Origin of the sequence: Roseobacter insulae (genome assembly GCF_019375555.1) — a bacterium.
In the GTDB taxonomy this organism is placed as follows: domain Bacteria; phylum Pseudomonadota; class Alphaproteobacteria; order Rhodobacterales; family Rhodobacteraceae; genus Roseobacter; species Roseobacter insulae.
The window spans coordinates 1,164,669-1,190,886 of the sequence record NZ_JAHXDN010000001.1 but is presented as its reverse complement, the minus strand read 5'-3'; the positions used below and the strand labels follow the sequence as shown (position 1 = coordinate 1,190,886).

General features: G+C 62.9%; 20 protein-coding genes. 10 read left to right on the top strand and 10 right to left on the bottom strand.

What is annotated here, in order from left to right; all coding sequences use genetic code 11:
- Positions 1 to 155: 155 nt before the first annotated feature.
- The 4 genes from KX928_RS05670 to KX928_RS05655 form a co-directional block, all read right to left on the bottom strand.
- Positions 156 to 788 carry a tyrosine-type recombinase/integrase gene (locus KX928_RS05670; RefSeq protein ID WP_219499827.1) on the bottom strand — a complete coding sequence of 211 codons (633 nt, stop codon included), beginning with the start codon at positions 786 to 788 and terminating at the stop codon, positions 156 to 158.
- A 195-nt stretch (positions 789 to 983) separates the two neighbouring features.
- Positions 984 to 2,009 (bottom strand): ABC transporter substrate-binding protein, encoded by a 1,026-nt coding sequence (locus KX928_RS05665; protein WP_219499825.1) that lies wholly within the window; start codon positions 2,007 to 2,009, stop codon positions 984 to 986.
- The gene (locus KX928_RS05660) at positions 1,979 to 3,361 is read right to left on the bottom strand and encodes a sensor histidine kinase (protein ID WP_219499823.1); all 1,383 of its coding nucleotides are present in this window, start codon (positions 3,359 to 3,361) and stop codon (positions 1,979 to 1,981) included. Before KX928_RS05660 ends, KX928_RS05665 begins: the two co-directional genes overlap by 31 nt.
- Complete coding sequence (locus KX928_RS05655; protein WP_219499820.1) at positions 3,358 to 4,026, bottom strand: response regulator transcription factor; 669 nt, start codon at positions 4,024 to 4,026, stop codon at positions 3,358 to 3,360. Before KX928_RS05655 ends, KX928_RS05660 begins: the two co-directional genes overlap by 4 nt.
- Positions 4,027 to 4,131: 105 nt before the next feature.
- On the opposite strand from KX928_RS05655, the gene KX928_RS05650 reads away from it, so the two are divergent.
- Genes KX928_RS05650 through KX928_RS05630 form a run of 5 tightly spaced genes read left to right on the top strand, consistent with a single transcriptional unit; the run spans position 4,132 to position 8,742 of the window.
- Positions 4,132 to 5,100: a Bug family tripartite tricarboxylate transporter substrate binding protein gene (locus KX928_RS05650; RefSeq protein WP_219499818.1), complete on the top strand. Its 969-nt coding sequence runs from the start codon at positions 4,132 to 4,134 to the stop codon at positions 5,098 to 5,100.
- Positions 5,100 to 5,588 (top strand): tripartite tricarboxylate transporter TctB family protein, encoded by a 489-nt coding sequence (locus KX928_RS05645; RefSeq protein ID WP_219499816.1) that lies wholly within the window; start codon positions 5,100 to 5,102, stop codon positions 5,586 to 5,588. Before KX928_RS05650 ends, KX928_RS05645 begins: the two co-directional genes overlap by 1 nt.
- Before the next feature lies 1 nt (position 5,589).
- Entirely contained in the window at positions 5,590 to 7,095 is a 1,506-nt protein-coding gene (locus tag KX928_RS05640) for a tripartite tricarboxylate transporter permease (RefSeq protein WP_219499815.1), read from the top strand.
- Complete coding sequence (locus tag KX928_RS05635; protein ID WP_257883527.1) at positions 7,095 to 8,450, top strand: acyclic terpene utilization AtuA family protein; 1,356 nt, start codon at positions 7,095 to 7,097, stop codon at positions 8,448 to 8,450. Before KX928_RS05640 ends, KX928_RS05635 begins: the two co-directional genes overlap by 1 nt.
- A complete protein-coding gene (locus KX928_RS05630; protein ID WP_219499814.1) occupies positions 8,443 to 8,742 on the top strand; it encodes a DUF4387 family protein in 300 nt (99 codons plus the stop codon). Before KX928_RS05635 ends, KX928_RS05630 begins: the two co-directional genes overlap by 8 nt.
- Positions 8,743 to 8,776: 34 nt before the next feature.
- Here the strand turns inward: KX928_RS05630 and KX928_RS05625 are convergent, their stop codons facing one another.
- Entirely contained in the window at positions 8,777 to 9,325 is a 549-nt protein-coding gene (locus tag KX928_RS05625) for a pyridoxamine 5'-phosphate oxidase family protein (RefSeq protein WP_219499813.1), read from the bottom strand.
- A gap of 393 nt (positions 9,326 to 9,718) precedes the next feature.
- Here KX928_RS05625 and KX928_RS05620 point away from each other — a divergent pair, with 393 nt between their 5' ends.
- From KX928_RS05620 to amrB, 3 genes are all read left to right on the top strand, one after another.
- The gene (locus KX928_RS05620) at positions 9,719 to 10,438 is read left to right on the top strand and encodes a winged helix-turn-helix transcriptional regulator (protein WP_219499812.1); all 720 of its coding nucleotides are present in this window, start codon (positions 9,719 to 9,721) and stop codon (positions 10,436 to 10,438) included.
- A gap of 136 nt (positions 10,439 to 10,574) precedes the next feature.
- Positions 10,575 to 12,941, top strand: a complete 2,367-nt coding sequence (locus KX928_RS05615) for a hypothetical protein (protein WP_219499811.1) — start codon at positions 10,575 to 10,577, stop codon at positions 12,939 to 12,941.
- The gene (gene amrB, locus KX928_RS05610) at positions 12,878 to 14,644 is read left to right on the top strand and encodes an AmmeMemoRadiSam system protein B (protein WP_219499810.1); all 1,767 of its coding nucleotides are present in this window, start codon (positions 12,878 to 12,880) and stop codon (positions 14,642 to 14,644) included. The genes KX928_RS05615 and amrB overlap by 64 nt, the downstream gene beginning before the upstream one ends.
- Here the strand turns inward: amrB and KX928_RS05605 are convergent.
- Together KX928_RS05605 and KX928_RS05600 are read right to left on the bottom strand one after the other, a co-directional pair.
- Positions 14,626 to 16,404: an MORN repeat-containing protein gene (locus KX928_RS05605; protein ID WP_219499808.1), complete on the bottom strand. Its 1,779-nt coding sequence runs from the start codon at positions 16,402 to 16,404 to the stop codon at positions 14,626 to 14,628. The two genes, amrB and KX928_RS05605, sit on opposite strands and share 19 nt — an antisense overlap.
- Positions 16,401 to 20,414, bottom strand: a complete 4,014-nt coding sequence (locus tag KX928_RS05600; protein ID WP_219499806.1) for an nSTAND1 domain-containing NTPase — start codon at positions 20,412 to 20,414, stop codon at positions 16,401 to 16,403. The genes KX928_RS05605 and KX928_RS05600 overlap by 4 nt, the downstream gene beginning before the upstream one ends.
- 220 nt (positions 20,415 to 20,634) lie before the next feature.
- Here KX928_RS05600 and KX928_RS05595 point away from each other — a divergent pair, with 220 nt between their 5' ends.
- Positions 20,635 to 22,107, top strand: a complete 1,473-nt coding sequence (locus KX928_RS05595) for a tetratricopeptide repeat protein (protein ID WP_219499804.1) — start codon at positions 20,635 to 20,637, stop codon at positions 22,105 to 22,107.
- 268 nt (positions 22,108 to 22,375) lie between these two features.
- Here the strand turns inward: KX928_RS05595 and KX928_RS05590 are convergent, their stop codons facing one another.
- From KX928_RS05590 to KX928_RS05580, 3 genes are all read right to left on the bottom strand, one after another.
- Positions 22,376 to 22,930, bottom strand: a complete 555-nt coding sequence (locus KX928_RS05590) for a CGNR zinc finger domain-containing protein (RefSeq protein ID WP_219499802.1) — start codon at positions 22,928 to 22,930, stop codon at positions 22,376 to 22,378.
- 475 nt (positions 22,931 to 23,405) lie between these two features.
- Entirely contained in the window at positions 23,406 to 24,017 is a 612-nt protein-coding gene (locus KX928_RS05585) for a LysE family translocator (RefSeq protein ID WP_219499800.1), read from the bottom strand.
- A gap of 77 nt (positions 24,018 to 24,094) precedes the next feature.
- Complete coding sequence (locus KX928_RS05580) at positions 24,095 to 25,042, bottom strand: LysR family transcriptional regulator (RefSeq protein ID WP_219499798.1); 948 nt, start codon at positions 25,040 to 25,042, stop codon at positions 24,095 to 24,097.
- 83 nt (positions 25,043 to 25,125) lie between these two features.
- On the opposite strand from KX928_RS05580, the gene KX928_RS05575 reads away from it, so the two are divergent.
- Positions 25,126 to 26,196 (top strand): maleylacetate reductase, encoded by a 1,071-nt coding sequence (locus KX928_RS05575; RefSeq protein WP_219499796.1) that lies wholly within the window; start codon positions 25,126 to 25,128, stop codon positions 26,194 to 26,196.
- Positions 26,197 to 26,218: the final 22 nt, after the last annotated feature.

Below are 26,218 nucleotides of genomic sequence, written 5' to 3'. Positions count from 1 at the left end.
AGGTCCACTCGAACGGTTCGATCGATGCATCATGGCACAAGCATTCGCAGTGAGAAATCTCAGGGTACTAATTTGACCCAAAGTCAGATTTCGCCGCTGCGAGTTTAAGTGTTTGGTTGAAACCGGTGAACGGCACTGCCGCTCACCGATACAACTCAAATGTCGATCTGTTCTGAAATGCTCAACGCATCTTCAAGCTCAACTCCAAGGTAGCGAACAGTGCTATCGACTTTCGTGTGTCCAAGCAAAAGCTGTACCGCTCTGAGGTTTCCGGTCTTTCGGTAAATCTCTGCTGCCTTAGTTCTACGAAGTGAATGGGTGCCGTAGCCACTTGGCTCCAAGCCAATGGATATGACCCAATCGCGGACAAGCCGACCGTATTGCCGCGTTGATATATGAGGGCGGTCGTGAAACCGGCTAGGAAACATGAACGGACAGCCGATCATTTCGGGCGAGCGGACCCACGCGGAAACTGTATCTCGCGTATTTTTAGTCAGTTCAAACTGAACGGGTCGCTTGGTCTTGCCCTGGATCACCGAAACCCGTTCACGAACGCAGTCATCCTTGACCAGATCGGTCACAGAAAGCCTCACTAGATCGCAACCACGCAGTTTGCTATCGATGGCAACATTGAATATAGCCAAGTCGCGCAAATTGCCTGCGAGTTCGAGACGAGCGCGAAGCGCCCAGACCTGTTTCGGAAGTAACGGTCGCTTCTGACCGATAATTCGCCCCTTGTTCCAGGCTCTGCGTTTTGGGGTGACTACGGGAAGTTGGACTCTTGGCATTGTTTGCCCTCCAATCCTCCCTCCGTCCCAAAGCATCAGCACCGCGCTGACCCTAGGAGTTTACCAAACAGCTGAATGACCGGACTTCTCGCTGCATTGCAGAACAGAGCCTGTCGCACATGCTACATAGATCGTTCTGCGAGCGCACGCAGCACGATTTTGACACTTCTGCTATGGGCTCAGAGCTGACCCCTGCTAATCCTGCTCAATCGAACTGGTCCAGCTGCGCAGGAAGGTCTGGCGGCGCATGGTGTCGAGAAACACCAGCAAGCCGGGGCCCAGCCGGATCGGCCGGATCACGCCTTCGTCTTCGGGCGCGCCGGAGATCACTGGCGGCAGGCCGGTCCGTGCTGCCAGATCGGGGCGCGTGTCCATGCCCGCCAGAAAATCGATCATCAGCCCAGCCTCGGCGGCTGCTTCGGCAGTCTTCGGGATCAGCGCGGTGCGCAACATGACCGAGACGAAATCATCCATCTCCACCACCAGGAGCCCCGGCGTGTCGGCCAGACGCGAGCGCGCATAGCTGCCCAGCACGTTATAGGCCAGCACCAGCCGCCCGGCCGCGACATCAGTGATCATCTCCCCCGAGCAGCAATAGAGCCGGGGCGCAAGCCGACCCATCACTTCGATCAGCCGCCAGAAGCTTTCGGTGTTACGCGAATCCTGCGTGGCAAAGAGATAACCCAGCCCGGAAACGCGGACATCATAGGTGCCGATACGCCCGTCGAAGACCTCCGGGTGGTCACGCAGCAGGGCGATCAGCCCCTCCCGGTTCTTCGGCACGTCGAGGGTGTCAAACGCGCTGGCATTCAGCACCAGCACCGCGGGTTCCTGCGTGAAGGCAAAGACCTGATTGCGCCATTTGGCCCATGCGGGCAGACGCGCGGTGGCGTCCGATGTATAGGTCCGTGCCAGCCCGTCGTTGGCGAGCTTGGTCTGCAGGTCCATCGCCGAGGAGATCGCGAGATCATAGACCGCCCCTTCCTCGAAAAGCGCGGTCATCACCTGCGCCGAACTGGCCACGTCATAGGTGATCGAGACCTGCGGGTGACGGGTCTGAAACGCCCGGATGATCGGGTCGAACACATCCGCATCCGCCGTCGAGAGAATGCGCAGGGTGGCGGCACCCTCCGCCGGATACTGCCGGCTCTCCTCGATCTCAAAGGCCGCGGCATCGGCAGACCAGAGGCTCAGTACGAGGGCAAGACAAGCGAAACGCATGCGCCACCTCCCTGTGGGTTTGCCGCGATTTCCAGCGTTCCGCCATGGGCGCGGGCCACGTCCTGCACGATGGTCAGCCCGAGGCCCGACCCCACCACGTCATCCACGTTGGAGCCGCGCGAGAATCGGTCCGGCAGGCGTTCAATGTCCTGTGCTTCGAACCCCCGCCCCTGATCGCAGAACTGCAGACGACAGGGGCGACCACCAATCAGGCGGACGGTGATCTCGGTATCGGCGGGCGAGTATTTGATCGCATTGTCCAGAATGTTGCGCACCGCGTTCTGCAGCAGGATCGGGTCGCCCTGGATGCGCAGGCTGTCCCCGGGCACCTGCAGCGTGATGGCAATGTCCTTCAGATCGGCGGTGGGCGACAGGCGGCTGATTGCGTCGCGCAGCAGGTCGGCGGGGTCGATCTCCTCGGTTTCCAGCTGGTCGGAGCGCAGGGTGACCATCGCGTGGTCGAGCAGCTGCCCGGCGGAACGGGAGCTTTCATCCACCGCCCGGATCATCTGGCGCAGGGCGGCGCGGTTTTCCGGTTTCTCCATCTGCAGATGCACCACCTCGGCCTGCGTGCGCACCGTGGCCAGGGGTGTGCGTACCCGATGCGCGGCCTCGACGATCAGGTCCTCGGAGCGGGTGAGCGCGGCACCGAGCCGCGCGATGAAGCTGTTAAGCCCGCCTACCAGCGGCGCAAGCTCCGTCGGCGTCTCGGCGGTGACCGGGCGCAGGTCCTTCGGGCCGCGGCGCGCCACGGCCTCCGCCAGCCGGCTGAGGGGGGACAGCGCATTTTGCGCCGCCAGCGCCGAGAGCGCCGTGGCGGCGAGAAAGAAGGCGACGCCAATTGCCGTGGCCGTGGTGGTGATGCGCGAGGAGATGGCGGCAAGCCCCAGCCGCGTCTGGGCCACGACAACCTGGATGGTGCGGGCCTGATTGGCGGCGGTGAGCGCCCGGGTCACCACCACCGCGCGGAAGGTATCGTCGCGGTAGCCGTAGGTTTCGAAGAGTGGCGCGCGCCGTGCCCCCCTGCCCTGCGGCACCGGCAGATCGTCATAGCCGGTCAGCGTCTGCCCGTCGAGGATGACGCGGTAAAACACCCGGTCCTCGGAAACCGTGCCCAGCATCGACAGGGCGGAATAGGGGATTTCCACCCGGACGTCCCCGGCATCCGAATAGACCGCATCGGCGATGGCGGTGGCGGAGGCGGCGAGGATATTGTCCTGCGTCGCCTCGGTCGCCCGTTCCGCCACCACCCGCAGCGACAGGAAAAACGCCAAAGACAAAAGGGCCGCCACCAGCGCCAGTTGGACCAGCAGGCGCCGCCGGATCGAACCGGGAGAGCCCGCCGCCCTCATTCGCGCCGCACCATGCGGTAGCCGACACCGCGCACCGTTTCGATATGCGCCTGCGACGCCGCCAGCTTGCGCCGCAGCCGGCCAATGTAGACCTCAATCGCGTTTTCCGACACGTCGTCGGAGAAGGAAAACAGCCGGTCCATCAGGTGGGATTTGGAGAAGATCTGGCCCGGTGCACCGAAGAACACCTCCAGCAGGCGCATCTCGCGGTTGCGCAGCTGTTGTGCGGTGTTCCCCACCGAAATCGTGCCGCTGGTCGAATCGAAGACCAGCCCCGCAAACTCGCGCGTATTGCCAGCCGCCCCCCCAAGACGGCGCAGAACGGCCCGCGCGCGCGCCTCCAGCTCGGCAAAGTCAAAGGGTTTGGTGATGTAATCATCCGCCCCGAGATCGAGCAAACCAACCCGGTCGGAGACCTCCGACCGCGCGGTCAGGACAATCACCGGCGTCGGGTCATCCTGCCCGCGATGGCGGCGCAGGAATTCCCGCCCGTCCCCGTCAGGCAGCATAATATCCAATAATATCAAATCGTAAGACACGGTCTTCATCGACAGCTCTGCATCGCCGAGACAGGCCGCGTGATCGACCACGTGCCCATCCACCGCGAAGCGGCCACAGAGCGCGCGCGCCAGATCGGCGTTGTCTTCCACCAGCAGAAATCTCATGTCGCGGGAATGGCCTTTGATGCGTGACAGGTTGGTGTCAGGTTCCTACAGTCTTGTGACCACATGAAACGGGTGGAAACCCGTCAAGTCAAATGGGAGGAACCAATGACAAAACGCTTTTTCAAGGCGCTCATGACGAGTGCCGTGCTTTCGGTGGGGATCGCAGGGGGTGCCACGGCCGCCGAATGCATCGCGCCTGCCAACCCCGGCGGCGGCTGGGATTTCACCTGCCGCCAGATCGGCAAGATCCTGTTCGACATCGGCGCGGTGGATAAACCCGTGCAGGTCACCAACATGCCGGGCGCCGGGGGCGGGCTGGCCTATGGCAATGTCGTCAACGAGCGCAGCTCTGACGAAGACCTGATCGTCGCGGCCTCTTCGGCAACAACCACGCGTCTGGCGCAGAATGCCTATGCGGGCATGACCGCCGACCAAGTGCGTTTCGTGGGGGCGATCGGGGCGGACCCCGGCGTGATCGTTGTGGCGGCGGACAGCCCTTACCAGTCGCTGGGCGATCTGGTGGAGGCGATCAAGGCCGAGCCGGGTTCCGTGGCCTTTGCGGGCGGCTCTGCCGTGGGTGGCTTTGACCATCTGAAACCGCTGATGATCCTCAAGGAGGGTGGCTTTACCGACATCACCAAGGTGAAATACATCGGTGTCGACGGCGGCGCGGATGCGATCACCCAGACGGTCGGCGGCTTCACACAGGCGATGACCGGCGACATGTCCGAAGTGGTCAGCTTCCTGTCCAATGGCGACATCCGCGTGATCGCGGTGCTGACGGACGAACGCGTGCCGGGGTTCGAAGACATCCCGACGGCCAAGGAGCAGGGCTATGACGTGGTCGCGGTGAACTGGCGTGGCCTTTATGTGCCCAAAGACATCTCGGATGCGAAGTTCGACGAATGGGCCGGCAAGCTGCAGCAGGTTGCAGACAGCCCCGAATGGGCGCAGGCCATGAAAGACAACGGTCTGGCCCCCTTCACCAAGGTGGGCGGCGATTTCCAGTCTTACGTGGATGGCCTTGTTGCTGACATCGCCAGCATGTCCAAAGAGCTGGGGGTCACCCAGTAATGCCATCAGACCGTATTTTTGGTCTGATCTGTTTGATCACGGCAGTCGCGTACATCGCGGCTGCCACTCAGATTCAGACGAACCTGTTTTCAGGAGAATTCCTGCCAAAACTGTTCCCGCTGATGATTGGCGGGGTTGCGGCGATTTGTTCGCTGTCGATCCTGTTCAAACCTGATCCTGATCCCGCGTGGCCGGGGCCTGCCACATGGGGGGCCATGGCGATTGCCGTGCTCGTCCTGGCGCTTTACGCGGTTTTCCTGACACCGCTGGGCTTCCTGCTGCCCACCGCCCTCGCGGCGGGCATTCTCAGCTACCAGATTTCACCACGGGTGCGCCCGGCCATTCTGTCGGGTCTTGGCCTGTCGCTGGGGCTGTTTCTGCTGTTCAAATACGCCCTCGGCCTCGGCAATATCGTCGCCTACCGCATCCCGACGGGTGAAAAGCTCTGGGACGCTTTCACCATTCTCATTCCTTTTGTAGGGCACTGACATGGACATCCTCGCAAATCTGGCCATCGGTTTCGGTGTCGCCCTGTCGCCTTACACGTTGTTTCTGGCCATCTGCGGCTGTTTTCTGGGCACCATCATCGGCGCGTTGCCGGGTCTTGGCCCTTCCAACGGTGTGGCCATTCTCATTCCGATCACCTTCACGCTGGGTCTTGATGCCACATCGGCCCTCGTCCTGATGACCTCCGTCTACTACGGCGCGATGTACGGTGGCCGCATCTCCTCGATCCTGCTGAACATTCCCGGCGACGAGCCCGCGCTGATGACGACGCTGGACGGTTACCCGATGGCCAAGCAGGGCCGCGCCGGGGACGCGCTGGTGCTCTCGGGCGTGGCTTCCTTTGTCGGCGCGCTGCTGGCCACCATCGGGCTGATGCTGCTGGCCCCGACGCTGGCCCGCGTCGCCTTTTACTTCGGTCCGGCGGAGTATTTCGCGCTTTACCTGCTCGCTTTCTGCACGCTGGGGGGCATGGCCTCGAACAATCAGGCCAAGGCGGCGCTGGCGGCCTGCATCGGCCTGGGCATCGCGATGATCGGCGTGGACAGCTCCTCCGGCCTGCCGCGGCTCACGGGCGGCAATCTGCACCTATACGACGGCATTGATTTCCTTGTCGCCATCGTTGGTCTCTTCGCCATCGCCGAAGTCTTCTTCTTCATCGAAAGCCATGGCAAAGGGTCTTCCATCGGCGTGAAGCTGGAGAAGGTCACAATCCCGTGGAAGGACATCATGGCCACCAAATGGACCATGCTGCGTGCCTCTGGCGTGGGTTTCATCGCGGGTATCCTGCCCGGCGCGGGGGCCTCTCTGGGGTCCTTTCTCGCCTATATGACCGAAAAATCCATCGCAGGGCCGAACGGCGGCTTCGGCACCGGCGCGCCCAAGGGGATCGCGGCACCGGAAGCGGGCAACAATTCTGCGGCAGGCGGTGCGCTGGTACCGATGCTGACTCTCGGCGTGCCGGGCTCGGGCACCACGGCGGTGCTGCTGGCGCTGCTGATGACCTTGAACATCACCCCGGGGCCGACACTCTTCACCGAACGGGCCGATGTGGTCTGGGGCCTCATCGCCTCGCTGCTGATCGCGAATTTCGTGCTGCTCCTGATGAATGTGCCGATGGTCAAGATTTTCGTGAAAATCCTGATGGTGCCGGCGTGGGTATTGCTGCCGGGGGTGACGATGATCTCCTTCGTGGGCATCTACTCGCTGTCGGGCAGCTATTTCGACCTGCTTCTGATGATCGGCTTTGGCGTTCTGGGATATTTCCTGCGCAAGCTCGATGTGCCCACCGTGCCGGTGATCCTCGGCATCCTGCTGGGCGGCAACATGGAAGATGCGTTGCGCCGGGCGATGACCCTGTCGGATGGCGATCCGATGTATCTTTTCTCCTCTCCAATCGCTATTGGGTTCTGGATCGCCGCCATCGCGGGCTTCGTCGCCCCGATGTTCCTGCGCGGCCTTCTCAAAAAGCCAGCGGCACATGAGGACTGATGGTACGTGTTTTGATCCCCTCCGGGGCGTTAGGACTGAATTACGATGAAAAAGCCTTGCAGCGCGGGATCGCTGCAAAGCCCGATATCATTGCCATTGACGGCGGCTCCACCGACAGCGGGCCGTCCTACCTGGGGCGCGGCGTGTCGAAATACGCCCGCGCCTCGACCAAGCTGGAATGGGCCGGGCTGATGGCGGCCCGCGCGCAGGCGGGGGTGCCGCTGGTCATCGGAACTGCCGGTACATGCGGTGCTGACACGGCCGTTGACTGGATGCTCGACATCACCCGCGAAATCGCCGCCGAACAGGGTCGCCCTCTAAAAATCGCCGTCCTGCGCAGCAGCCAGGACGGGGACCTGATCGCGCAGGCATTCGAGGCCGGGCAGATCATGCCGCTGGCCAACGCGCCCGACGTGACCTCGGACATGATCCGCAGCTGTTCCAACATCGTGGCCCTTGCCGGGGCGGAGCAGATCGCGGCGGCGCTGGAGACGGGCGCGGACATCATCATCGCGGGACGCACCACCGATACCGCCATCATCGCCGCCTTGCCGCTGATGCGGGACTGTCACGCAGGGGCGGCATGGCACGGCGCGAAGATCGGCGAATGCGGTGCGCTGTGCGCGACCAATCCACAGTCGGGTGTCATCATGATCGACTTCGACAACAGCGGTTTCACCGTCACACCGCTGGCCGACGGGGCCTATGCCAGCCCGCACACGGTTTCGGCCCATATGCTCTACGAGAACGCGGACCCGTTTATCCTCTATGAACCCGGAGGGTATCTGGACGTGACGGGCGCGGAATACACCGCGATTGACCAGACCTCCGTGCGAGTTGAAGGCTCCGAATGGGTGCCGTCGGAGAGATATACCGTGAAACTGGAAGGTGCGCGGCCCGCGGGGTTCAGGACCGTGCTGATGGCCCTGCTGCGCGATCCGCATTACGTCGCACACGCCGCGCAATGGGCCGAGGATATCATCGACAAATGCCGGGCCAAGGTAATGCAGCGGATGGGCCTTGGTGCGGATGACTTCGCGCTGGAATTGCGGCTGATCGGCCATTCTGCGAGCTTCGGCGGGCTGGAAACCAGATCGGCTGCGCCGCTCGAGATCGGGGTGATCGGGATCATCACCGCGCCGTCCGAGGCGCAGGCCGCCGAGATCGGCAAGCTGCTGAACCCCTACTTGCTGCACCATCCGCTGACACAGGAAGAGGAACAGCCCACCTTTGCCTTTCTCTTCTCGCCGCCGGAGATGCATCAGGGGCAGGTCTACGAGTTTGCCCTGAACCACGTGCTGCATCTAAGCGACCCGATGGAGGCCTTTCGGATCGAGGTGCACGACATTGCCTGAACTGCGCGACATTGTCACCAAGGTCCGCAGCAAGAACGCGGGACCGTTCTGGCTGACCATCGATATCTTCTGCGGCTCGACCGATGCCTACAGGCGGGTGTCGCAGGGCCTGAGCACCTCGCGGGTCGCTGCCGTTTTTCAGACCGACGGACAGGCGATCAAACGCTTCGACATCCCGGATCTGAACGTGGTGAAGTTCTCGCTGCCCCGCCCTGCGGTTCAAGGCTCCGTCGGGGATCGGGACATGCACGGCGCGTCCTGGGCGGCCCTGATCGGTGACATCGAGGTGTGACGCCCGCCGGGCACCGTGAGGCATCCGTGCGCGGTCAATCCTCGAAAATCCCGGTTGGCCTGCCGTCCAGCGTTCTGACATTCTTGCGACGCCAGTAGTCTTCGACGCCCGCCTTGCCCAACCCGTCGTAATAGGGCACGAGGTCTTCCTCACCCCGTGACCGGCGCAGGTCCATGACCGGCACGCCGGTGCCGCAGGAGGTCTGGACCAGATCGATTTGCAGGTCAAAAACCTGTCGGCTGCCGGCCATGGCGTCAAAGTCCGAGACCAGCGCGTGCCATTCGGGGTCGCGCGGATGAATGACCCTCGCCTGACCATACAGCCGCAGGATCAGGGGATCGCCTTCGAAGGCGCAGAACATCAGCGTCATGCGGCCTGTCGCCCGGACATGCGCCGCGGTTTCATTGCCGCTGCCGCTGAGATTGAGCCAGACAATCCGGTTGTCCCCGTCGACCCGAAGTGTCTTCATCCCTTTCGGAGAGACATTGACCCGACCGGTCCGGTCCGCTGTTGCCACGAAGAACAGCGGTTGTTTTTCAATAAACTCCCGCAGGGTCCGGTTGAGTTTTGATCCTGTCGGCACGCTATCATTCTCCCGCCGTTGTTATGTGATCTGTGCGGCCCGAGGTGGTCAAGCCGATGTCGCCTGATGCCGATCGGAGCCGGTTGGCGATCGGCCCGTCCGGTCACCGCGCGGGGCGGCTGCACCTCGGGCCACGGCCGTTTTGTCCGGTTGGCGCAGCGTATCAAAGCGGCCTCCGGTGTCGGTCCGGTCATCGGGCGTTTCGACCGGATTAAAGGCCATGGTCACGGCTTTTGGTCGAGCTTTCCCTGCCCTGGCTGACATTCTGACAGGGGCCGGACACCCACAGGCAGTGTAAAAAGTGAACCGCCCCCGATACAGAAACTGTACTGGCCAGAAAGCCGCCCGTCATCCTAAGCTGCGGGCGCAGCCGAAATTGTCCGGAGCGTACCGATGGCGACAAAACCATTTGGCCTATACTGTCCAACCTCGAAAGCATGCGAAGTGCTGATGCCGCGCTGGACGCTGCAGATTCTGGGGGAGCTCTGGGGCGGCTCGACCCGTTTCAATGAAATCAGGCGCGGGCTGCCCGGCATGTCGCCCACGCTTCTGGTGAAACGGCTAAAGGAGATGCAGGCAAACGGTTTGCTGGTGCGCGTCGAGGATCCGGCCACCGGCAGCATTGACTATATACGCACTGACAAGGCGGCGGAGCTGGACGATATCCTCAGGGGGCTGGCCGCATGGGCACAGCGTCACATCACCGCCGAGGTGGCGCTGGAAGACCGCGATGCCGATCTGCTGATGTGGAACATCCGGCGGCAGATAGATCTCGGCGAACTGCCGCAGCGGCGCGTCGTGATGCGGTTCAGCTTTTCAGACGCGACATCACCGGCGTCGACCTATTGGGTCATCACCAGACCCGGCGAGCCTGTCGAGCTTTGTGCCAGCGACCCCGGGTTTGATGTCGATCTTTACGTGGAAACGCAGGTCAGGGTGTTCACGGGTGTCTATCTGGGCCGCAGGTCGTTCGGGCGCGATGTGGAAAACGGCCTGATTTTCATGACCGGCGATGCACAGCTGATCAAGACCTTCCGCCGGTGGTTACGCTTCAGCATGCATTCCGGTGTGGACAATATTGCCCGCGTGGCGGAGGCAGCGCCCGATCTCTGACCAAAGCGCACCGCGGCAGCGCGGGCGGAAAGGCCCCCTGACCGCCGACAGGCCCCCCGCAATTCCCCGCAACAGGAAATTGCCTGATGCATTGAGCGTTTTCCCAAACTAGGCTTGGGTCAGGGAAGGGCCATGTATGTTCGATCAAAAGAAAATCTCGCTGACTGTCCTGGCGGGGCTGTTCACGATCACCTGCGTGCTGGGTGTTGTGGGCTGGTCCACGCTCTGTGGCGGTGCGCGGCAGCTTGCGTGGTCGGACATCCTGTACCGCACGGCCCTGGCCTTCATGGCCGACGGGATCTACGTCGACGACATCTTCTGCGACGCGGACCGCGAGATTGCAGACCGCAGGCTCGTGTGGGCGCGGTCCACCGGCATTCTGACGACGATATCCGCCGTCATCGGCGTGGTCATGGTTTTTCTGGGCGATCAGGTGAAACGTGTCCTCTCCAGCCAGCGCAGAGGGTCCCAGATCATCTTTGGCGCGTCCGATTTCGCGGTCGATTACGCTGCACGCCATGGCCGCGCGGTCGTTTTCGACACCAAGGAAACCTTCGAAACGCTGACGCAGCGGGACGCACCTTTCGGCACCCTGTGGATACCCGACCGGCTGGACAAACATACCGTGACCCGGCGCAGTTTCGGCCGCACCCCTTCGCGGATCATTTTTGGCGATCGCGATTCAATTCTGAACGTGGAACGCGCGCAGCTGTGGATGGATCACACCCCGCCCGAGGCGCGCCAGCGAACGGAACTGGTCCTGCGCATCGAGGATAATGCCGTTGCGCGCGACCTCGCCCTGCTGTCGGACCGGTTTGCCCGGGCAAAGCTGATTTCACGTGGCGAGATCATCGCCCGGTCGCTGGTGACCGCCATGGCGCCGACCTGTCTTGCCAGGCTGCGCAATCAACCGCAGGCGCACATCGCGCTGGTCGGCCTGGGGTCAACGAACCTCGCGATTGCCGAGGAACTGGTGCTGCGATGCCATCACCCGGATCTGGCACCGCTGTGCCTGTCGATTGTGGACAGGAACATACCCGCCGCCCAGGCGCGCCTGCGGGCGGAGCGCCCCGATCTGCTGAACCCCGAGTTTGCCCGATCGGGTCCCTTCATCCGCTGGATCGATATGGATGGGTTACAGGCCTGCGCCGTCAATCACAGTGAAACCCTTTGCGCGGCAGAGCGTGACATGCCGCTGACCGCCATCGTCGTTGCCGCCGGTCAGGACACGCAGAACAGCGGTATCGCGATGCGTCTGCGGCAATTGCAGCAGGAGAAGCTGATTCTGCGCGCGCCGATCTACATGCGCAACGACTCGCAATCCTCCATCGCGCCGAAACCGCTGCGGGATCTCAGCGGCGGAATCGTCCCCTTTGGCGGGCGTATTCTGGATGCCGAAGACATCCAGCTGGAGGCGATCTATCAGGAGCTGGCCAAGAGCGTGCATGACACGTGGCGCAACGCAAAGGACGTGGAAAAGACCCCACAGAACAGCTGGGAGGCTTTGACAACCCAGCAACAGCGCGCCAGCTACCGCGCGGCCCTGTCCTCGGTCGAGATGTTCTATGCGGGCGGATTTGTACCACCTTATGACACCGCCGTATCGGGGCTGCGGGTACATCCCACGGCAGGCCAGATCATACTGTCGGACGACGCGGTGATGTCCCGCCTGATGCGCGCCGAACATGACCGCTGGTGTGCCGAACGGCGCGCGGAGGGGTTCCGCAGTCACTCCGGCCAGCCGCGCGACGATGAGAAAAAACTGCACCCGCTGATCGTGCCGAACGAGGACTTGCCCCCCGGGCAACCGCTCAAGGACAGGCGCAATGTGCAGGCCGCGGTCGCTCTCGGGATCAAGCGGTTCGAAGCCGATACCAGCGCACCGTGCTGGCGCCCCCTGCTGCGGGTCGGTGTGATCGGGCCTCTCGCGACCGACGCCGCGACACTGGACAGGCTGGAGCAGGATTTCACGGCATTCTGGAAGTCGTCGCCGCTGGTCGCGCTCGATGATCGGACGCTGGAGATCATGACCCCGAATGCCCCGGGGTTCGACAGGCAGGCCGCGATGCGGCTGATGCAGGTCTGGGAGCGTCTGTCGGGCCGAAAGGCACGGGTGCTGGCGTGTAACGTGGCGGGGCGCGACCTCGTCGACCGGATCGCGGCGGAGTATCTGAGCACCCGGCTCGATGGCACGGCTCTCAAGGATCTGCCTTTGGCAAAGCGCCGCGATTTGCTGGCGGGACTGGCTGGTCAATATGATGCACTGGCGGCAGGGTCACAGGGCCGCCTGCGTCACCTCGACATGCGCCCGCTTGGCGTGTCTGATGCGGATCTGGACGCGGACAGGGACTTATACTTTGAGACGACGCAGGCCGTTCAGAAGGCGATCATGCAGCAGGCCGACATGATGATTATCGATACCAGCCATGGAAAAAGCACGTGGTCGATGCAGGCGCTCGACGTCTGGACGCGGCAGGACAAACCCTGCCTGCGCCTGTCATGATCCGGGCGGCCCGGGCGGCCTTGCGGCGCATACCCCTGTTGATCGGGCTCATATCCGCCGGCGTCTCGGCATGCTTCGCGGGTCCGGACCGGGCGCAATTCCTTGAGCCGGTCTATGACCGTCAGCTGATCGAGGCGGCGATCATGGCTGCAAGACCCGATGCCCCCTCCCCCCCCGGCGTGACCGGGCTGATTGTCCCGCATCATCTTCTGGCCGCCGATCTGATGGCGCGGGGATTTTGGGCTGCATCCGCCGGGACGTACACGCGCATCATACTGATCGGCCCGGACCATTTCGGGCTGCTTGACGATGGTTTTGCCACCACGGAGGCGACGCTGGATACCGTGTTCGGCCCCCTGACCGCAGACCGGGAGGGGGTGGCCTCTCTGCGCGCAGCGGATGCCAGCGTAGCGGTGCAGGATGTCTATGCCGATCATAGCCTGACGGCGGTGACGCCGTTTATCACCCGTTTCTTTCCCGAGGCGCATGTGGTGCCCGTGCTGGCAGCGCTTGGTACCGGACCACGCGACTGGAGGCAGATCGCGGATGCGCTGGCCCCGCTGGTTCATGATCAGACCCTGATCATCCAGTCGACGGATTTCAGCCACTTCCTGTCGCAGGGCGAGGCCGCGCTGCATGACCTGGAATCCCTTGCCGTTCTGACCGCTGGCGGGCCGGACGATATCGCGGAACTGCACCAGCCGCATCATCTGGACAGCCGCGCCGCGCTGGCCGTCCAGCTTGATCTGCAAAGACGCCTCGGGGCGCGGCCAACCGTGCTCGCCAACCGCAACTCAGCCACTTTCGGGGGCAGCAAGGCAGAAACGACAAGCTATATCGTTGCCGCCTTCCACGCCGATCCGCAGGCCACGGCGCAACTTCGGTGGCCTGACCACGAGACCATTTATTTCGGGGGCGATCTCTTTTTGGGCCGCTTCATGCGACCTTTGCTGCTGGACCCTGAACTGCGCCCAGCGCTGACCGCGCCGATTACCCGCATCACCGACGGCGCTCCGCTGATTGCAAACCTCGAAGGGGCGATCTTTGACAGCTGGGTCGAAGAGCTGCCGGCGCGCGCCCATCTGATGCAGCAACCCTTGGCGGACCCGGTGCTGCGCGCGCTTGACCTCGCGGCGCTTGGCCTTGCCAACAACCACGCCCACGATCTGGGCCAAGCAGGGTATGACACAACCCTCGCGACGCTGCGCGACCTCGGCATTACACCGCTGGAGCACGCGAAACTCACATCCGTCGGCCCGCTGAACATCATGGCATTGAACTTTGTGCCGCCAAACCAGATGGGTGGCCTTAAGGTGCCCGCTGACAGCGACCCTGCCTCGCTGTGCACCGTGCCGGGACAGGCGCCGCTGGTGCTCTTCGTGCATTGGGGGGCCGAGTTCACGAATGAGCCCGACCTTGTGACGCAGAGAATCGCGTCTGAGCTTCGATCCTGTGGTGCGGCCCTGATCGTTGGCGCCCACAGCCACAAGGCAAGCACCAACATTCGGTTCGACGGCGGGCCCGGCGCGCTGGTGTACTCACTGGGAAATCTGCTGTTTGATCAGACGCAGGAGATGGGCGCGACCTCGGCGCTTTTAGAAGTGCGCGTGTTCGAGCAGGGTACCCTGGCGAGCCGGTTGATCCCGCTGCCCAATATTTACCAGGACGTGCTTGATCTGGCTGGTCAGGGGCCATCCCAGTGATTGGGCGTAAAGTACAGCATCTCGACCGGTTGTGATGCGGCTTCGCGGCCATCCGACAGCTGCAACACGACCTGGAACCGGTGATTGGACGTCATGGTCGCGGCGACGTTCAGCGACAATCGCGCAACGGTGCCTGCACCCACGTCCATCCCGACCGACAGCGGGATCGGCTGTGGCCCGCTGTCCGCCGGTAATGTCAGGATGTTGGACATGATCGGCACAACGGGGGCACCGGCACCACATTCGGCCATCGTCTGGATGGACCCCAGAACGAAATCCGCTGAAAACGGCGCCTGCCCCTGGCGCGTTTCGCCGCGGGCCGTTTGCCAGGTAAAGGAGACATAGCCTTCGCCCCGGACTTCAAAGCTGAGCCCGTCGCGCGCCAGGGCCGGTGTCAACGCCCCGAAAAGCCCGGTGTTTTTGGCCTTGGACAGGCAGTCTTCGTTTGAGGCGCACACAAAGGGGTTCTGGCGCAGGTAGGCAAGATTAACGCCCAGCCCTTCGATAATCGGGCGGAAATCCACGCGCGCGGCCTGCTGCAACTGACCCAGGTCGGCAGTGAAGCTTTGCGAGACCGCTGCGCCATAGGGGTCTACGAAGATCATATTCACGCGCGTCGCCTGCGCTGCGGCCCAGCCATAGTTCTTCAGCGTGAAATCCGTGCGGACCGCGCTGTCGCCACATATGGCATCCACCGAACTGCTGACCGTCAAGGCGGGGCGACGGTCGCTCTGGCTGCCCTGCATATCCACGTAGGCGCCGACAATGCGCAGCGGTCGTGCACCCCTGTTGGCGATGTTGATGATCAAGGGCACCGGGCCATAGCGGGATCTGTCTCCCGCAAAGCTTTCGGTGGTATGCGCATACCGCTCCCGGCGAATGTCCAGCTCACCACGCCATGCCCCCAACAGGCGCGGATCATCGGGTTTGATCAGGGTGACGGACGGAGAGCGTGCAACGTTGTAGGGCAGAAAGGCCGCCTCGCCATCCTCGCCGGGGGGAGGTGGCGCGACATTGATGCCCACCTCCACGTCCGGATAGATCTGGCCTGCCACGTCGACCACATGCGCGACACCCGCGCGGCCCCTCATCAGCACCCGCGTCTCCACCAGTTCCCTGCCCCGCGACCATCGTGCCTGATAGGCTCTGTGCGCCTTGGGGTAACGCGTGCCCGGCCCATGTGGCTGACCATCGGCGAATTGCCCGTCCAGAATGTTACCAAAGACATCCGTAAGGGACCCTGTGCCATCCTGACGGCCCCGTTTGAACCCGCCTGCGTATTGATCACCGTTCGGCAGCAGCAGCAGGCCGGTGCCATGCATCACACCGTCCTGCCATTGCCCCTGATAGCGCAGTCCGGAGATGTGATGAAAATCGCCCTTGCCGGTTGCAACACCATTTTCGAAGTCGCCGGAAAAGCTGGCAATGACGGCGTCGGGATCACGCGGCGAGAAGCCTTTCCGGCGCCAGATCAGGGTGCCCTTGCCGGACAGGTATCCCGCGGGGTCCGCCCCGGTTTCCTGCGGCAGCCACCTCAGGTCGAAAGCATCCGCCGCCAAGGGATCGAACACCGCGCGCACGACCCGCACGATACGGCCCTGCTTTTTGTCCCATTCATATTGCGCGAAGGTCCGCATCTCTCCGCCATCGAGCGACGGATAGACCGGGGCCCCGACCTCTGCGGGCCTTACTGTCTGTGCGTCCAGCGGCGCGGCCAGACCGGCGCATAGCGCGGCAATTGCGATCAAGACCTGCTTCATTCCGCTCTCCCGCTCAGCCCGCGCAAAACACTTTGCGCGCGCGCCTCCCAGATTTCCGGTCGCATGTCGATCAACTGGAAGCCCGTTTCATGAGACTGAACCACAAGCCGGTGCGCATCAAGCCATGCGATATCGGTTGGCACCAGACCCGTGCCGCCCGGTTTGACCGTAATCCAGGGTTCAGGGTCCGGCACAGCGCTGTCCCAGACGGCCAGCGTGCCGTCAGCGGCCAGCACCGCCAGCATCTGGCCTTCCGGGGCAAAGGCGACCCTGTTGGCGGTCGAACCGGGCATTTCCCGCTGCCAGACAGTGTCACCCGTCTGAAGATCGTACACGACTACATGCGCGTCGCCACGGGCGGCAATGATGCGTGTTGCATCCGCGCTGATGGACAGGGTCGAGGCCCCGAGTGCAAGGCTTTGCGGATAGCTGTTCGCGCGTTCCGGCGTCACCAGCGGTGCTGTTTCCAGTCCCGTGGCAAGATCAATCCGCCGGATTGCCCCATCGGTCGTGCTGACGATCAGGTGCTGGCCGTCCGGATGCACAACCGCCGACCAGGGGGTTTCAACCAGCGGTGCGGTGAGGCGCGGCGCATCGGGCACCTTCAGATCGAGCAGCACAATACGGTCATCGCCGGTGGGCATCAGCGCGAGCGACCCCGCGCCAAGCCATGCCATGTGACGGCTGGCGCCGCTGTGATCGGGCATCAAGGTCTCGACCGCGCCGTCCCGGATCACGTGCAGGCCCTGTTGTGTGCCAAGACTGGCGATTGTCCCGTCCGGGCCAATGCTCAGATCGGTCAGGTCCTGAAAGTATCCCCCCGCCGCGGCGTGAACCCGGCTGGGCGACGATCCGGGGGCAACCCGGTAGATGTCGTTGTTGCGCAGACCGAGATAGATGCCCCCTGTCGCTGGATCGACCGCCATGACGCGCACCGGCTCCTGCGGGAGGATATCAAGATCCGCGGCGGCGGTTTTCCAGATCCTTATCCATGCATTTTCGCTCAGGGTTGCGAGCTTGCCCGGTGACCAGGCGGCACCGGGTGCCGTGCCAGTCAACACCCCGGGCACGGGCGATGCGCCAAGCCCGGCAGGTACCACGGATGGCATGATGTGATCTGTCCCCGTGCGGCAGATGCGGGACCCGAAACAGGTGACCCACGCGGGCGCGCCGGGTCCTACGAACCGCTTGATGCGCCCATCTGGCCCGGCGGGCGCTCTGCCCGCCTCCGCAACTGCCAGAGTATCTGCCTGAAGGTCAAAGAGCCGCCCGTCGGACTGCAATATCCGAAGGACCGTGCCATCATCGGACCATTTGACATCGGCAATGCCGCCCGGTCCCGGCACCGCGGATTGGAACACCGGCGCGCGCAGTTCCCCACCCGGCGGAACGACCCACAGGTTTCCGTCCCGCACCAAGGCCGCTCTGGCATCATCCGGGCCAATATCCAGCGCCGTGGCGGCATAGGTGTGGTGTGAGCAGCGCGGCTCCCGGCAATCCCAGACAGATACCTGACCCAGCGCCCCGCCGACCCCGAAAACGCGCTGTGTGCGGTCGAACACCGCATCCTCGAATGACTTGAGAAAAAGCACCTGTTGGGTGCCCGTTCTTATGTCTTCAATCGTGCCGTCCCGCGCCATCTTTCGCACGGCGCTATCTCCGAACAGCCCGGCAATGGCACCGTCTTGGGCATCAAGCGCGCGCAGCTGAACCTCCGATCCGTTCAGCGGGGCTTGCCTCGGCGCGAGGTTCTGAAAATCAGCCGTGACGAGACCGGTGGCATAATCCACTTTGCTGAGCGTCCCGTCCCGCTGCCCCAGCACGAGGGTTTCGTCGCCCTGCCATGCCAGGGCAACCGGACCGTCGGGCCCCATGTCAAGCGCGAAGTCCAGGGAACCCGGGATCGCCAGAATGGCGGTCAAGTAAGCCGACCGGGATGCTTCGGATGGATCAGCGTGATATCCGGCGCGCGCCTGCTGAAGCGCACGTTCCGGCAACCCCCTGTCGAGAAAACTGCGCGCCTCAGCCGCTTTCAGCGCGGCAAAGGTCTTTTGTTCGGCGCGCTCCGCATCCTGCCAGAAAACCCACAGGACCACAGCCGCAGCAGCGGTCGCAGCCAGCGTCGCGCCCCCGGCCGCAATGCGCAGCCTGACCGCTCTTTTCCGCCGCCTGACCCGGGCATCCCAGACCTCGGACGCCGCTTCAAGATAGTCACGCTCATTCCGCGTGAGCCGCTTGCCATGCTCTCCTTCTGCCGATGTCAGCGCCAGCGCGAGCCGCATATCGTCGTGCGTCAGCCACGCCGGATCGCGGTCATTGGCCCGCCAGTCGCGTGCCGCCCGCTTGATGCCGTCGATGGTGACGAAATCCTGTATCTGCTCGCCAAGCCAGTCGCCGACCAGCGTCCACTGACGCAGAATGGCCTCATGCGTGGGTTCAAAGGTCGCCTCTCCTGTTTCACCATCGACATCCCGTATCAGCAACCGCTGATCCGCCATCAACTCGATGATCGGCCGGGCTTCCTGCGGGATTTCCGAGGCCAGTGCGATGTTGCGCACCGGGCGCCCTGTATCGACGTCGATCCCGGCCAGCCATGGAATGAACCCCCGGCGCAGCAGGGCAATCTTGGCCTGCCTGTCCAACGGTATGGCGCGATCCTGATCGGCGAGGGTCAGCGCCTGTTCCACCGCCGCATTGATCGCGCCGCTGATCCCGCCCGTCGTCTCGTAATTCTCAAGCGTAATCCGCCCCGAGGCGGCAAAGTCGTGCCACAGCCTCTCGAGCGTGAAGGCCAGCAACGGCAAGCCGTCGGATGACCCGCCATCCGCGATGTCGGACAGCAGCCTGTCGATCAGTTGCTCTTCGAAATCAACGGCGCGGCCGCTGCCCTCCAGCCGTTCCAGAGGGCGCCGGATAACATCCGCATAAGACCCCAGCGGCAGCGGCGGCAGGCTGAAAACCTCGTGATCCAGCTTGCTGAACACCGGATGCGATTGCAGTTCCTCCCACCTGTCCGACCGGATCGCCATGATCGTCACCACGTTCAGGTCGTTATGCATGGCCGCATCGCTCAGACCCTGCAGCACGGTCGCGGCTTCACTGTTGTCCGGTTCCAGCAGCTCCTCGGCCTGATCAATCGGCAGGATCAGCGCGCCGGGCGGGCGTAATCGTTGCAGCGCACGCAGCTCTTCGGCCAATGCTCCGGCCAGAAGCCGCTCCTGCATCTCGCGCGCGCTGCGCTTGACACCGGCCTGCGAAAAACTGGCCACAAGCGCGTTTGCCAGACCGGTCCTGCCGGTGATCGCCGCGCGGCCGAAACGCATGGTCGGCACAACCGCCTGCACATCTCTTTCGCGTTCCAGACGGCAGACGAGACCGGCCTTCAGGAAGGAAGACTTGCCCGACCCGGACGCCCCCTGAATGATGAACTGGCCCGACCCCGCCCGGCGCAGGCCGCGCAGCCGGTCCAGCGCCTGCAGGATTTGCCCGTCGCGGCCAAAGAATATCCCGGCGTCGTCTTCTTCCAGAGGGCGCAAACCCGGGTAGATCGGACGCTGCGGGTCGTGGTCCGGCGGCCATTTGAAATGCCAGCTGTCGATGCCAAGCTCGGCGATGCCTGTGCGCAGCCGCGCCAACCCTTCCTGGGAAAACCCGTCGTCGCCCACGAGGTTCACGATGTGCCACTCCGCCGTCAGCGTGCGCGGCAGATCATCCATCTCCATAGGCGCAACGATGGCCCCGATGATCTGTTTGTTCAGCTGGCTGGCAACAAGGAATTCGGTTTCGCACCACCGCGAAGCCGCCCAGGCGGGGGACAACAACAGCAAAACGGCTTCGCACCGGTTTTGTGCCGCCCGCAGGGATTGCTGCCAGCGCTCCCCCGCCTTGATGCCACGTTCGGGATCCAGATCGAGGAAGTGATCATCCCATCCTTCCGCGGACAGCCATTCACTGATTTTCCGAGCCGCGGCCGTATCTTCACTGGAATGACTGATAAATAGTCTGGCCAAGAGCGTTTCCCCACGCCCTGACCATCCAATAGTTGCTATGAAAACTCAAGACATCTCACCGAACATGCGCGGCGGTGTCCGGTTGCACGATACGAACTGCATCAGGCCACCGCGGGCGCAGGAGGCCATGCCTGCCGTTCCCGGATCGCGAGAAAATTCTAAGTGAAATCAAATGATCCATGTAATGATCGCAGACAGACACCCAATTACGGGAGCTGACATGCCAGATGAAGTAAACCACGCAACCCCGGGTCAGGATACGCCCCCTGACACGGCCAATGCACCTTCGCGCAAGGCGCGCATCCTGTCCGAACTGGCATTCTTGCGGTCTGCGGTATTGAGCACCGTCGCCGTGTTGGCCGTTGTCGCCGTGCTGGTGGTCGCCATCCGAGATTTGACGCGGGCGCCCATTGTCCTCGAAGAGATCGGCGTGACGGAAACCCTGAGCAAGGACGGCTATAGCGGTCTTGTGACGTCAAACATGCTGTGGGACGCGATCGAAGATATCAGGAATTTCACCGGGGACAGCAAAAAGAACGTCCGCATCCAGACCGCATCGCGCCAACTCGACGTCGTCGAGCCCGGATCGGGTTTGTCGCTCCAGCGGATCACCGGGGTGCTGCGGTCGCTTTTCAATCTTCCACAGACGCGCATCGCGGGCGAGTTCGTCTGTCTGGCCAGCACCTGCCGGAACACCGAGATATCGCTCAGAATTCGGATCTTTTCAGGCGATGGCACGCGGGTGCTTTCCGCCGGCCCGATTGGCGACCGCACGATGGAGGCCTATTTTAACGACACCGCTCTGGCCTTGTTGGAACAGGAAATCGACCCCCTTGTTGCCGCCCGGTATTACTATTTTGACAACTTCGAAGACTGGCAGTTGGATGTGGCCAGAATCGCGACGCAACTCCTGTTGCAGCGCGGCCCCAATGCCGAGGAGGCCGCAACGCTGCTGGGGTTCGTTGCGCTGGACAATCTGGACTACGATCAGGCGATTGCCCTCAGCACGCAGGCGATCGAGGTTGGAAACGACGTGCGCGCTCAACAACCCTTCTGGTCCCGCGGCGCCGCCGCTCAGGATGCGGTCAGAGCGCAGTCGTTGCTGTTGCAGGGTCAGGCACTGTCGGAAAAAGGGTTCACTCTACGGGACGAAGACATGCAGAGGCAGGCCATTGCCGTGCTGGATCGGGCCGCTGCGCTCGCGCCTGACTACGGATTTATCCGCACAGCGCAGGCCCGCACGATGGAAGGGCTGAATGAGTTTGAAAAGGCCGAGGAGCTGTATCGGATGGCGGTCGAAGTGGACAGGCTGGACCCCTATGCATGGAGTGATCTGGGCCGCGCGCGGCTGGTGATAAACAAATCCGAAGAGGCCGAAAACGACTTCCGGATTGCAAGAAATCTGGCGCCGGACGATCCGTTCCTGGTTTATTACCACGCAACGGATCAAAGTCTTGACGAGGCGCTGGCAGAGGCGAAGCTATGGGCGCGCAATGCGCCGGACGACCCGCAGGCCTGGGGGTTCTGGTTGGATTTGCTGGACGAGAAATGGTACTCCGACGCCGAGTTGCTATGCGCCCGCCCCAATGGTTCGGTGGCGGAACTGGTGGCAGTTGCCAGCGAGATCGCACCGCTTGAGGCGCGCGAAGAGGCCGCTTTCTTTGCACAGGATGCCTGTGACTGGTCTCCCTGAAAAGGCGGCCAACAGTGTCCGGCGTCGGGCCGCGAAGCGTTTCATATGACACAGAAAAATTGCTGGGCGTTTGCCAGCGACGGCTCACAACAAGCCGCCAGCGCCAGATGCACCGCCGTCCGGATACGCAGACCGCGCTGATTGGCGATGATGCCAACCCGGCAGACGCCGCCGGGGACCACGACGCACGCACCCGCCTCTGAGAAACTGCTTATCCTGATCTGGCGGTTTCAACGTTGGCACGGGCTGATTATTCTGGTGGCCTGCCTCAACTGCTGTCCTGAAGTTTGTGTCTTTGCCGATGCCGGCGCACCTTCGCCCGGTTCCCGCATCCGGAAGCGGAGGAGCACCAGCGCCGTTTTCCCGGACGCGACTGATCAAAAAACAGCATGTCGCAGCCGGGGCATCGACGCAGCCGGTCACGCTTATCTGCGCTCAGAAGCAGCAAGGCGTCCTGCGCGATTGTGGCCAAGACCGCTTCAAACGGATCCGCGCTGGTCATCACCACCTTCCCGTCAACAAATTGTGCCCGCAGCCCGGGCAATCGCGCCCAGTCATTCAGTTCGTTGATCGCAGAGGCTGGCGGCGTGTCGCCCGCAAGCACCGCCGCCAGCACGCCGTGCGCGGCTTCGCGCAGCCCCCGGGCTTTGGCCAGCCGATCCGCATCAATCCGCACCGCTTGTTCGAACCCGGCGGCATTTACCCATCGCTCAAACTGCGCGGGCACGGCTAAAAGCTCTGTCGGTGCGTTGGTCCGGGTCGCCACGGTGTCAATCAGGTTCAGCGACAGGGACCCGGCAACGAATTCAAACTCTCTTGTCATGTCGCCCCTCCATTGTCCTGGCGACCGGGTCTGAGCCGCTGTACCGCCTGCAAAGGCGAGAGGGTACACCAAACAGGATTACACCGATACCGGGTTTGACTGAACAGGCTTGTTTGTGAAAACGCTTGATCGCGGGGCCATAGAACCGATGCCTGCTGGGGGCGTGCCGGTCCCCTGAAAACGAGATATCGCGCAGGTGACCCGTGTGCCATCGCGGTCACATCTGACGTGCAACATCCGGGCGCAACCGTGACCGCTGTCGACAGAAGGCCAGGCACTGGCGCGTTATTCGCTCGGGGGCCTTAGCAACGGCCGTGCGGGTGATGATACGGTTCGCAGGTTCGGGTTCGGGTGATGCAGCGCAAGGCCGATTGTCGGCCTCGTTGACTGGCTTTCGACGCGCATGGCACTCATCGCCCACCCGGCCCCTCCATGCATTTGGACCCTTTCGCGGATATGACTGCGCGGACACCGGTCAGACCGCCTGTTCGGTGCGTGCCAACAGAACCGCTGCAACGCCCATCAGCCCGGAAGACGCCCGATTGATGATGCGGCGTCTGAGAGGCGTCAGCGCATGTGCGCCCAGCAGCGTCCCCGCCGTAACCCAAAGCAACGCGGCGGCACCTTCGACGGCAAGGTAGATTCCCCCGAGAGTGAGCAACTGCGGCATGAGCGGCGCTCCATCGTTGACAAATTGAGGCATGAATGCCGTGAGCAGAAGGTAAGCTTTCGGGTTACCGATCAGGGTGACAAACTCGCGCCGCGCCAGCGTCGACACGTCCGGAACCTCCACCTCGCTACCCACGTCGGCCACCCAGAAATACCAGGCCAGATAACCCAGATAGGCAACCCCCACCCATTTGAGTATGCCGAATGCGAGTTCGGAGGTCCGAAGCAGAACATCCAGCCCGAGCGAGACCAAAACAACCAGAACCGCCCAGGCCGCGAGACGCCCGATGATGCTTTTCGCGGTCCGACCCCAGCCTGCCCGTGTCGCGGCGATGAAGGCCAGAAGATTGTTGGCGCCGGGCGAGATACCCAGGAGCAGCGCGGCGGGAAGAAACGTCACGAGTTGTTGTATCGTCACCGGATACCTCTTTTCACCACCCCGCCCGCTTGAAGTCAGCTGTTTCTTGCGTCCTCAGCGATGCTACCGCGGTGCGACTACGACTTCCAGACTGCCTGTCGCTGACGTTCTGTTATGGCCTGCGAAAGGCTTCGGAACTGAGTTGTCAGGTGTCGGACAAACCGGCGCGCCGCCGGTTGCGTCGTGCCATCCTTTTTCGACAGCAACCCCAGTTGCCGCCTGGGGTGTTGAATGCGGATTGGCAGGGCGTGGATGCTCTTGGATGGCTGCATGAACACAACCGAGTAAGGCAACACGGTCATGGCATTCGACCCCATCAGAACATTGAGGATAGAGGACAGCGACCCCCCGGAGTAGCTGACCTTGAAGTCGGTCACGCCGATGCTGTTCAACACATCGCGCAGGTCCTGAAAAAGCGGGCTGCCCACCGGCTGCGTGATCCATGGATATTCCGAGATATCCTCCAGCCGCAGGGATCTCTTGCGCACCAGAGGATGACCCGCGCCGCAGGCGATCACGTTTCTGCCCTTCAGAATTGGCTGAAACTCGAATTCGCTTGGCACATCCGCCTCTTCCATCGGGCAAATTCCGATATCGATGGTCCCGGCGGTGATCCCGTCAAGCAAGTCTTTTGCATAGCCATAGCTTTGATCCACGCGCACTTCGGGATGCGCGGATTGAAAGCCCGCAATGACATTCGAGATGACGCCATCCATGAAGATCGGTGTCCCCGCCACCCGGACACTGCCCGCTTGCCCGGAGGTGAACCGATCAGCAATGCTTTGTGCGGCATGGGTGGCGCGGGCGATTGTTCGACCCTCGGCAGCAAGGCGTTCGCACAACTCGGTCGGGCGCAGCGGTCTGCGGCCTTTTTCGAACAGCGGTTCACCCAGACGGGCCTCGAGGTTGGCAACAATCCGCGACAGGCTCGGCTGGGACTTTCCCAGCGCCATGGCCCCCTCGCTCAGACCGCCAGCATCCACGATGGCCGATAGAATATGCAAGTGCCGCGGATCCAGTAACATAACATTATGCTATATTAATTGACCGAAGATTTATCAACATGTCGTTTTTCGTTGGCTAGTCTCATCCCCGAGGAGGCCAGCCCATGTCCGCGGCACTGCATGACATCAACCAGACAGACGGCGTGCGTGTACGTTTTGGCGCGGGGCTGCGCAGGGAGATCGGCGCCGAGGTTGACCGTCTGGGCGCGCGCAGGGCTCTCGTTCTGTCCACCCCGCAACAATGCGACCTTGCGCTGGAGGTCAGCAAACTCCTTGGGGGCCGGGCAACCGGTGTCTACACCAAGGCGGCGATGCACACGCCGGTCGCCGTAACGGAAGATGCATTGGAACACCTCAAGCTGGCGGGCGCAGATTGCCTGATCGCCATCGGCGGAGGTTCGACAATCGGGCTGGGCAAAGCGCTGGCCTACCGAACCGATCTGGCACAGATTGCCGTGCCCACGACCTATGCGGGCAGCGAAGCCACACCGATCCTGGGGCAAACCGAGAAAGGCGAGAAAACCACCCTGAGCAGCTCCAGGGTGCTGCCTGAAGTGATCCTCTATGATCCGGAACTGGTGGCGACTTTGCCCGTGGGCATGACCGTTACTTCCGGGCTCAATGCGCTGGCTCATGCCGCCGAAGCGCTTTATGCCGAGAACCGCACCCCTGAGACGACCCGATTGGCGCTTGACGGCATTCACGCACTGATCGACGGGCTGCCGAGGGTCATGGACGCGCCCGGCAATCTGGACGCGCGCGCCGTGACGCAACAGGGCGCATGGGCCTGCGGGACGGTTCTGGGGCGGGTCGGCATGGCCTTGCATCACAAGCTCTGCCACACCCTGGGCGGATCATTCGATCTGCCGCATGCAGAAACCCACGCGATCATCCTGCCCCATGCGATTGCCTACAATGCGCGCGCGGCAAGGCGCGAACTCGGGCCACTGACGGCAGCCTTGGGTGGTGAGACGCCCGGTATGGCCCTTTATGACTTCGCCAGATCACTCGGCGCGCCCCTGGCCCTGCGGGATCTTGGCATTCAGAAAACCGATCTGGACCGCGCCGCCGCACTCGCGACCCAGAAACCCTATCCCAACCCACAGCCCGTGACGCGGGAAGACGTTCGCGCGCTGCTCCAAGCAGCGTGGGCCGGCAACGCACCGGCATTCTAGACCATCGTGACACGAGGGAGGA